Source organism: Chthoniobacter sp. (genome assembly GCF_040003245.1).
In the GTDB taxonomy this organism is placed as follows: Bacteria; Verrucomicrobiota; Verrucomicrobiia; order Chthoniobacterales; family Chthoniobacteraceae; genus Chthoniobacter.
On record NZ_JBDUCX010000305.1, the window covers coordinates 1 to 7299 of the forward strand.

At 63.4% G+C, this 7299-nt stretch carries 8 protein-coding genes, 1 tRNA gene and 1 pseudogene; 5 read left to right on the forward strand and 5 right to left on the reverse strand.

The annotated features are described in order from the left end of the window. The coding region (gene hemL, locus ABJF10_RS27700) for a glutamate-1-semialdehyde 2,1-aminomutase (RefSeq protein ID WP_348547863.1) at positions 1-1281 on the reverse strand (1281 nt) is incomplete at its 3' end. Positions 1282-1512: 231 nt separating this feature from the next. Between hemL and ABJF10_RS27705 the strand changes: the two genes are divergently transcribed. The 3 genes from ABJF10_RS27705 to ABJF10_RS27715 all read left to right on the forward strand — a co-directional run bounded on the left by ABJF10_RS27705 (position 1513) and on the right by ABJF10_RS27715 (position 2778). Then, positions 1513-2220, forward strand: a complete 708-nt coding sequence (locus ABJF10_RS27705; RefSeq protein ID WP_348547864.1) for a hypothetical protein — start codon at positions 1513-1515, stop codon at positions 2218-2220. 26 nt (positions 2221-2246) lie between these two features. Continuing rightward, a complete protein-coding gene (locus ABJF10_RS27710; RefSeq protein WP_348547865.1) occupies positions 2247-2594 on the forward strand; it encodes a hypothetical protein in 348 nt (115 codons plus the stop codon). Between the two features lie 109 nt (positions 2595-2703). Next, positions 2704-2778: transfer RNA gene (locus tag ABJF10_RS27715), tRNA-Cys, on the forward strand. A 63-nt stretch (positions 2779-2841) separates the two neighbouring features. On the opposite strand, the gene ABJF10_RS27720 is transcribed toward ABJF10_RS27715, so the two are convergent. The 3 genes from ABJF10_RS27720 to rlmN form a co-directional block, all read right to left on the reverse strand. Continuing rightward, a complete protein-coding gene (locus ABJF10_RS27720) occupies positions 2842-3426 on the reverse strand; it encodes a DUF1080 domain-containing protein (protein ID WP_348547866.1) in 585 nt (194 codons plus the stop codon). 34 nt (positions 3427-3460) lie between these two features. Continuing rightward, positions 3461-3943 carry a DUF5069 domain-containing protein gene (locus tag ABJF10_RS27725; protein ID WP_348547867.1) on the reverse strand — a complete coding sequence of 161 codons (483 nt, stop codon included), beginning with the start codon at positions 3941-3943 and terminating at the stop codon, positions 3461-3463. A gap of 88 nt (positions 3944-4031) precedes the next feature. Continuing rightward, entirely contained in the window at positions 4032-5177 is a 1146-nt protein-coding gene (gene rlmN, locus ABJF10_RS27730; protein ID WP_348547868.1) for a 23S rRNA (adenine(2503)-C(2))-methyltransferase RlmN, read from the reverse strand. Positions 5178-5309: 132 nt separating this feature from the next. On the opposite strand from rlmN, the gene ABJF10_RS27735 reads away from it, so the two are divergent. Together ABJF10_RS27735 and ABJF10_RS27740 are read left to right on the forward strand one after the other, a co-directional pair. After that, the gene (locus tag ABJF10_RS27735; RefSeq protein WP_348547869.1) at positions 5310-5774 is read left to right on the forward strand and encodes an SRPBCC family protein; all 465 of its coding nucleotides are present in this window, start codon (positions 5310-5312) and stop codon (positions 5772-5774) included. 190 nt (positions 5775-5964) lie between these two features. Next, positions 5965-6687 (forward strand): family 16 glycoside hydrolase, encoded by a 723-nt coding sequence (locus tag ABJF10_RS27740; RefSeq protein WP_348547870.1) that lies wholly within the window; start codon positions 5965-5967, stop codon positions 6685-6687. A gap of 206 nt (positions 6688-6893) precedes the next feature. Here ABJF10_RS27740 and ABJF10_RS27745 read toward each other — a convergent pair. Then, a pseudogene (locus ABJF10_RS27745) lies at positions 6894-7299 on the reverse strand (hypothetical protein); the annotation flags it as partial.

Consider the following 7299-nt stretch of genomic DNA (forward strand, 5'->3'; position numbering starts at 1 on the left):
GGCACCCAGTGCGCGGGTCACGATCTCCGCCGTTTTGGCGAGGTCTTCCGAACTATGCGCGAGCGAGAGGAAGCCGGCCTCGAACTGCGAAGGCGCGAAGTACACGCCCGCGTCGAGGCAGGCGTGGAAGTAGCGCGCGAAGGCGGCTTTGTCGGAGCGCATCGCGTCCTCGAGGTTCCACACTTCGCCAGCGGTGAAATAGAGGCAGAACATCGAGCCGATGCGCTGGAAGACATAATTACGGCCCGCTTTCTTCAAGGCGGCGCGCGTCCCGGCTTCGAACTCCGCGCCAAGTTCTTCCAGCTTCGCCCAGCCGTCGACACGGTCCATCTCGCGCAGTTGCGCGAGGCCCGCCGCCATCGCCAGCGGGTTCCCCGACAGCGTCCCGGCCTGATAGACCGGCCCCTCCGGCGAAAGCTTGTCCATGATATCGGCGCGCCCGCCGAAGGCTCCGACCGGCAGCCCACCGCCAATCACCTTGCCCAGCGCCGTCAGATCCGGCGTGATCCCGCAGCGCTCCTGATAGCCGCCGCGCGCGAGCCGGAAGCCGGTCATCACTTCATCGAAAATCAACACGATCCCGTACTCCGAGCACTGCTGGCGCAGCACCTCGAGGAAGCCTTCACGCGGCAGATACAGCCCCGCGTTCGCCGGTACCGGCTCGACGATCACCGCCGCGATGTTGCTGCCTTGCGCCATGAAGAGCGACAGGAGCGCGCGGGTGTCGTTGAAGGGCAGCGTAATCGTCAGCGCCGCCAAAGCGGCCGGCACGCCCGCGCTGTCCGGCTGCCCATGTGTGAGCGCACCGCTGCCCGCCTTCACCAGCAACGAATCGACATGACCATGGTAGCAGCCCTCGAATTTCACGATGAGATCGCGCCCGGTGAACCCGCGCGCCAGGCGGATGCACGACATCGTCGCCTCCGTGCCGCTGTTGACCATCCGCACTTTCTCGACCGAAGGCACCCACTCGCAAATCGTCCTCGCCATTTCCACTTCGTACGGATTCGGAATGCCAAAGCTCACGCCTTTCGCCGCCGCCTCGATGATGGCATCGCGCACCACCCGCGGCGCGTGCCCGAGGATGGCTGGGCCCCAAGTGCCCACGTAATCGATCAACTCGTTCCCATCCACATCCCAGATATGCGCGCCCTCCGCCCGCTCGACAAAGAACGGCTCGCCCCCCACCCCGCGAAACGCCCGCACCGGCGAATTCACCCCGCCGGGAATGTAGCGGCGGGCTTCGGCGAAGGCACTGTGGGAATGCGTGTGTTGGGGCATAACGGGAAAACTTGCTCGCGATTCGTCTCCAGCGAAAGTCCAAAGCGGCTGCGCCGCCAACATCCAACACCCAATGGCCTGGGTCGGGCGCGCCATGCACGGCGGACATTCCGTTGGATGTTCTGCCTTTGCATTGTTTGAATAGAACCTCCCTTTCCCCCGTCGAAACGCGCAGTGGCACGTCGTCCAGAACACCTTCGACTTTTCCCCAATTCGCGTTACCCTTTGACCGTGAAAGCGTTCCCCTGCCTCGTCTTCGCGCTCTTCGTCGGTGCTACCGCTCATGCCGGCTCCATTTCCGGCGCGGTCATTCGCGAGGAAGGCTCGATCTATCTCGAAGACCTGCTCGTGAAGCCCGCGCGGCTCGCCACCGTGGCCGACGCGCCGATCTACTATCACAACGATCTCGCCCGCTATCTTGGCACCTTGAAGAAGGGCCAAATCATCGAGTTGCAGGCCGTCTCTGACAAGGCCTACCGCGTGCGCGGCATGGCCCAGCAGGGGCAGGTCGCAGGCTGGGTCGACCCGAAATATCTCAACCCGCTGAAGAAGGACTTCCTCGACAACCTCAAGCAGAACGCCATCCGGCTCGAGCAGGTCAAGGCGCTCATCGCCAAGAATGAAGTGGCCATCAACATGACGCCCGAGGAGGTGCAACTCGCCCTCGGCAAGCCCACGAAGAAGAACTCGCGCGTCGATGCCAGCGGGCGGCAGGACGTTTGGGAATTCATCCGCTACGAGCGCGTCCCGCAGGAAACCTATGGGCGCGATGCCAACGGCAATCTCGTGAGCACCATCACCTACATCAAGGTGCCCTCCGGCAAGGTCGCCATCACCTTTGCCAACAATCTCGTCACCCTCCTCGAACAAACCGAAGGCAGCCTCGAAAAAGGTGCGCAGGCCAAGATCGTCCCGGCGCCTTTCATCGTGACATACTAGGCGCCGCGGCGCACCTTTGACCGTCTGTGAGCCAGACGCTCTTTGTCGCCCTCGCGGGCCTCCCCGACGATACCCTCGACCAACTCAACCAAGTTGGCTGGTTCCTCCCCATTTTGGCGCTCATCCTGCCCGTCTCGCTGCTCCTCGTCGTCGTCATCGGCAAGCCCTCCTATTTCGTGCTCTTCGTGCTCCAGGCGGCCGGCCTATATTTCGGCTTCCAAACCATCATCGCGCGCCTGCGCCGCAATGGCTTCACCAATTTTCAAGTCGGGGTCGCCCTGGCTCCGCTCTACCTCGTGGGCTGCTTCATCACGAACCTCCTCGTCCTCGTCGGCTACGGGCTGATCCAAAAATTCATCCCTCGCGTGGGTTGAGGCGAGTCCCACCAGTCCGGACCATCACGGGCGGACGGCTTCACTGATCTGTGGATTGCCGGTTGACGCCCTCCGCAACTTCGATTATTGCCCTCTCCCTCACGCAAACGGCGGGGTAGCCAAGTGGGAAGGCCGAGGTCTGCAAAACCTCTATGAGTGGGTTCGACTCCCACCCCCGCCTCCAATCCGAATTCAGGGTTGGGGGGAGCCGATCTAGCTATCTCGACGGACAGTTTGGCCCGCCAGCCTACAACTCGCGGATAAAGATGTTGCGAAAGGTGCTCGGTACGTTGTGCGGAGATTTCTGCAAGCGCAGCGGGCCTTCCACGGGGCCGAGCAGAGGGGGGTCGAATCCTTTCTCCACCGGCACGTCTTGCATCACTACCTTGTCATTCAAGGTGACGGTGACTTTGCCGTCGACCAGCTTGATTTGAAACGCGTTCCATTCGCCGAGTGGCTTGTCGGCCACGGCGGTGGGATTGACGGTGTATTTGTGATTGAAGACGAAGCCACCTGAGCCGGTGTCCTTGGCCCAGATTTGCACCTGCTGGCCTCCGGGCAGGTAGACGCCGCTGTCGCCCTTGAGCGGAATCTTCCATTCCAGTCGCAACTCGAAATTCCGATACGACTTCGCGGTCACCAGGTCGGTGCCCTGGCCATCATTGATCAACTCGCCGTTCTCCACCTTCCAATGCTCTGCCGCCGTCGTGGCCTCCTGCCAGCCGGTGAGATCGTGAGGCGCAATCAAGGCGGTGAAGCCGTCCGGCACATCGGCGGCGATGAGGGGAGAAGTGAGCAGGAGCAGCGGGAGAATCCAGCGGAGGTGATTCATGACTTGGGGGATGTTTTTCGAGCTCGAGGGAATGCTAAAGCGGAATTGCCTGGCCAGTCGCATCCAGTTTCAAGCGGCCTTCATCCAGGTCGATGAACTCGAACATCGTCTGCACCGCGCCGGGCGGCAGACCGATCTCGGCCAGCCGCTCGGTAAGACGTTGCGTCCCGGCGTCGCGCCAGCCGCGCTTGAGCATGAAGGCATTCCACACGTCGATCTCGGTCTCGCTGGGCTGGCGGCCATGCGCGTAGGCCCAGGCGAGCAGTTCCTCGTCGGACTGCGTCCCTTTCAGCGTCTCCGTCTCTAGCGCTGCGTAGTCGAGTTGCAGGAACTCGCAGCAACGCGCGTCGAAGCTCCCTTTCGCAACCGAGCCTCGCGCGACCTGCCAGCCTTCGGGCAACTTGCCCGCCGCCGCCAGCCGGATCTTGTCCAGCATGCGGCCAAAGTAAACGAGACCGCGGATCTGCTCGGAGGGGCTGCGCAGTCCGGGAATGAGAGTGGGGTAAGCTTGGGCCATGAAGGAACAAAACACGTTCGTGCGGCTTCGGCAATCCACCTGCGTCTCCCTCCGCGTGGCAGTGGAAAGGACACGCACCGCCGCCCGCTCAGTGCGCCCCTTGGGCCTCGCGCTTGCGGAGCTGGCCGCAAGCGGCATCGATATCAGGACCGCGGGCGCGGCGGAGATGGGCGACCGTGCCGTGGTTACGCAACTCAGTGAGGAAGGCTTCCGTCTGTTCCACGCTGCTCGGCGCGTAGGTGCGTCCGCGCAGGCTGAGACCAGTGGGATTGTAGCGCAGGAGATTCACGCGCATCCCCCGGCCGGCGAGGAGGCGGGATAGGTCGCGGGCTTGGGCGAGCGAATCGTTCACGCCGTCGAGGAGGCAATACTGGATGGTCGTGATGCGTCCGCTGCTCGCCTGGTAACGGTCCGCCGCCGCCAGCACTTCCTCCACAGCGAAGCGGCGGCCCATGGGAAGTAGATCGGCGCGGGTGGCGTCGTCCGTGGCGTGCAGGGAGACGGCGAGGTACACGCCGAGATTCGCTTCGCGGAGGGCGTCGATGCCGGGGACGATCCCGACGGTGGAAATGGTAATCTGCCGCCAGCCCAATGCGCCCAGCTTGGGATCGGCGATGCGCCGCACCGCGGCGAGGACGTGGGGCAGATTGAGCATCGGTTCGCCCATGCCCATGAAGACGATCGTGCGCAGCGTGCGGCCGGCGGCGTGCGCTGCACGGCGGAGGTGGAGGAATTGCTCGACGATCTCCCCGGCGGTGAGATTGCGCTCGAAGCCGGTCTGCGTCGTGGCGCAAAAGTCGCAGCCCATCGCGCAGCCAACCTGACTGGAGATACAGCCGGCCGCGCGATCGGGGTGATAGTCGGGCATGAGCACCGACTCCACGGTGCGCGCGTCGGCCAGGCGCAGGAGGAGCTTGGTGGTGCCATCTTCCGATACCTGACGACGGGCGAGACTCGCCGCTTCCTGCGGAAACTCAGCTTGCAGGCGCTCTAATAAAATTGAAGGAAATTGCGCATACATAGGCCAAATTTCGCAATGGAGCCCATGGAGCCCATGGAGCCCATGGAGCCCATGGAGCCAATCAAGCCCATGGAGCCCATACAGCCGGCGCAAGACCCGCCAGGCGTGGCTGCCCTTGAAGCCTTCGCCCTCCATCCACGCCGCGAGTTCCTCTGCCGAGAGGTCGGAGAGGGCGCGCGGAGCGGCGGCGGTAGCGGCGGCGTCAGATGACATGGATTCCACTCATAACCCGTGGACGCGCTGAATCCCAACGGGATTCCATCACCGGTGGGCAATGCTACGAGAAAATTGTCCTGCCGCGGGCACCGCGTTCGTCGTAAGGGTGAAAACGAACACCCCATTCTCATGACCACGACCAACCAGACCAATACCGTGAAACTCCACCGCGTGCTCCGCGCCAAGCCGGAACGCGTCTATCGCGCCTTCCTCGATGCCGCCGCGATGGCCAAGTGGCTGCCGCCGCATGGCTTTACCGGGACGGTGCATCACCTGGACGCCAAAGTGGGCGGCACGTATCAGATGTCGTTCACCAATTTCACCACCGGCTCGAGCCACTCCTTCGGCGGCACCTACCGCGAGCTCGTCCCGCACGAGCGCATCCGCTACTCCAACCAATTCGACAACCCGGGCCTGCCCGGCGAAATGCAGACGACGATCGTCTTGAAGGAGGTCTTCTGCGGCACCGAGTTGAACATCACGCAGGAAGGCATCCCCGCGATGATTCCCACCGAGATGTGCTACATGGGCTGGCAGGAATCGCTGGTCTTGCTGGCCCAACTGGTCGAGCCCGAGATCCCGGACCAGATGTAGAGGGCTCGATTATAAACCACGGATGACACGGATGGGCGCGGATGAAAGGCGGCTGCTCTGCAATCCTTCCTTATCCGCGTCATCCGCGGTCAAAAATTCTCGTCCAATTACCAACCACGGCGGGCGCGGCGCGGATGGCGGGCCGATTGCCGCTTCCCTCCCCGTGCGGAGGCGTGCTTAAATCCCAGCCATGAAACCCCCAGTTCTCATCGCTGTCCTCGCCCTGCTCCCCGCCCTCACCACCTCCGTTTTCGCCGCGGACCTCGGCAAGGTCATCTTCCAGGATGACTTCAACCGCACCGAGTCCAAGCCCGATATCGAGGACCTCGGCAACGGCTGGGGCACGAATAGCAAGAGCCGCGCGAAGGGCGACAAGCAGGTAGCCCTGAAGGACGGCGCGCTGCGCATTTACATCAGCGCCCAGGCGGACCACGCCGTCTCCGTGACCCATGCCGCCGAATTCACCGACGGCGCCGTGACGCTGCGCTTTATGCTCGAGGATGAGAAGGACAGCCTCGGCCTCGATTTCGCCGACGCGCAATGCAAGGAAGTCCACGCCGGCCACCTGTGCGCCGCCAAGATCAGCCCCAAACAGGTCCAGATCATCGACCACAAGACGGGCGGGATGCGCCTGGATATCCACGACGCCCGCACGGAAAAGAAGCCCCTGACGGACGAGCAGAAGAAAGCGCTCGTCGGGAAAACTCAGAATCTTCCCCACGCCACCGAGGTCGGCAAATGGCACGAGCTGGAGGTCAAGATCGAGGGCGATGAAATGAGCGTGGCCATCGACGGCCAGGCTGTCGGCAGCTTCCACTCCCCGGGCATCGCCCATCCCACCAAGCGGATGCTGCGGTTTTCCGTCCCGCGTAATGCGGTGGTGGATGACGTGAAGATCTATAAAAAAGGGTGATTTTGCGGGGCGGTGGGTGCTCGGCGACTCGCCGTGTTGATTCAACCCTTTCAGGGTTGATGCGCGGTGGGGGGGCGAGGTCCCAGGGTAGCTCGTTCCTCGCAACCCTGGGCTGGATGATTTCAATCCCGTTGGGATTGGTGCGCCGCCGCGACGTGCGGCGGAAACAGCGAAGAGGCGGATTTGTTGAGTGACTCCCTATCCAGTCACTTCACCGGTTCGGCGTTCCAGATCTTGAGATCGTCGAAGAAGCCGTCCTTGCCCATGCAGCCAAACTCGACCTTCGACTTCGTCGGGTGGGCGATGCCGGGCGATTGCAGGAAGGCGACGGGCTTGCCGTCGATCGAGGCGCGCATGGTGTCGCCCACCGTCTCCAGCATGAACGTGTGCCAGCTCTCGGGATCGAGGCTGAGCGGGAAGGTGACGTTTTTCCGGCCCGCAGGCGTCGGCGGCTCGCCCGTGGCGCCTTCGGGTCGCGCCACCGCGAGCCCTTTCTGGTCCGTGAGCGTGATGCCCGTCGCCGCGATGCGCGCCATGCAGAGGTGCCCGTAGTGCGAGCCGTTGAACTTCCGGTCGTCATACTCCGCGGTGACCGACTGCGCGCCGCCGAGC

Bases quoted from the DNA above. Each gene is read 5' to 3' on its own strand.
- ABJF10_RS27720 (WP_348547866.1), bottom strand. From the start codon at position 3,426: ATGAATCACCTCCGCTGGATTCTCCCGCTGCTCCTGCTCACTTCTCCC.
- ABJF10_RS27725 (WP_348547867.1), bottom strand. From the start codon at position 3,943: ATGGCCCAAGCTTACCCCACTCTCATTCCCGGACTGCGCAGCCCCTCC.
- rlmN (WP_348547868.1), bottom strand. From the start codon at position 5,177: ATGTCATCTGACGCCGCCGCTACCGCCGCCGCTCCGCGCGCCCTCTCC.
- ABJF10_RS27735 (WP_348547869.1), top strand. From the start codon at position 5,310: ATGACCACGACCAACCAGACCAATACCGTGAAACTCCACCGCGTGCTC.
- ABJF10_RS27740 (WP_348547870.1), top strand. From the start codon at position 5,965: ATGAAACCCCCAGTTCTCATCGCTGTCCTCGCCCTGCTCCCCGCCCTC.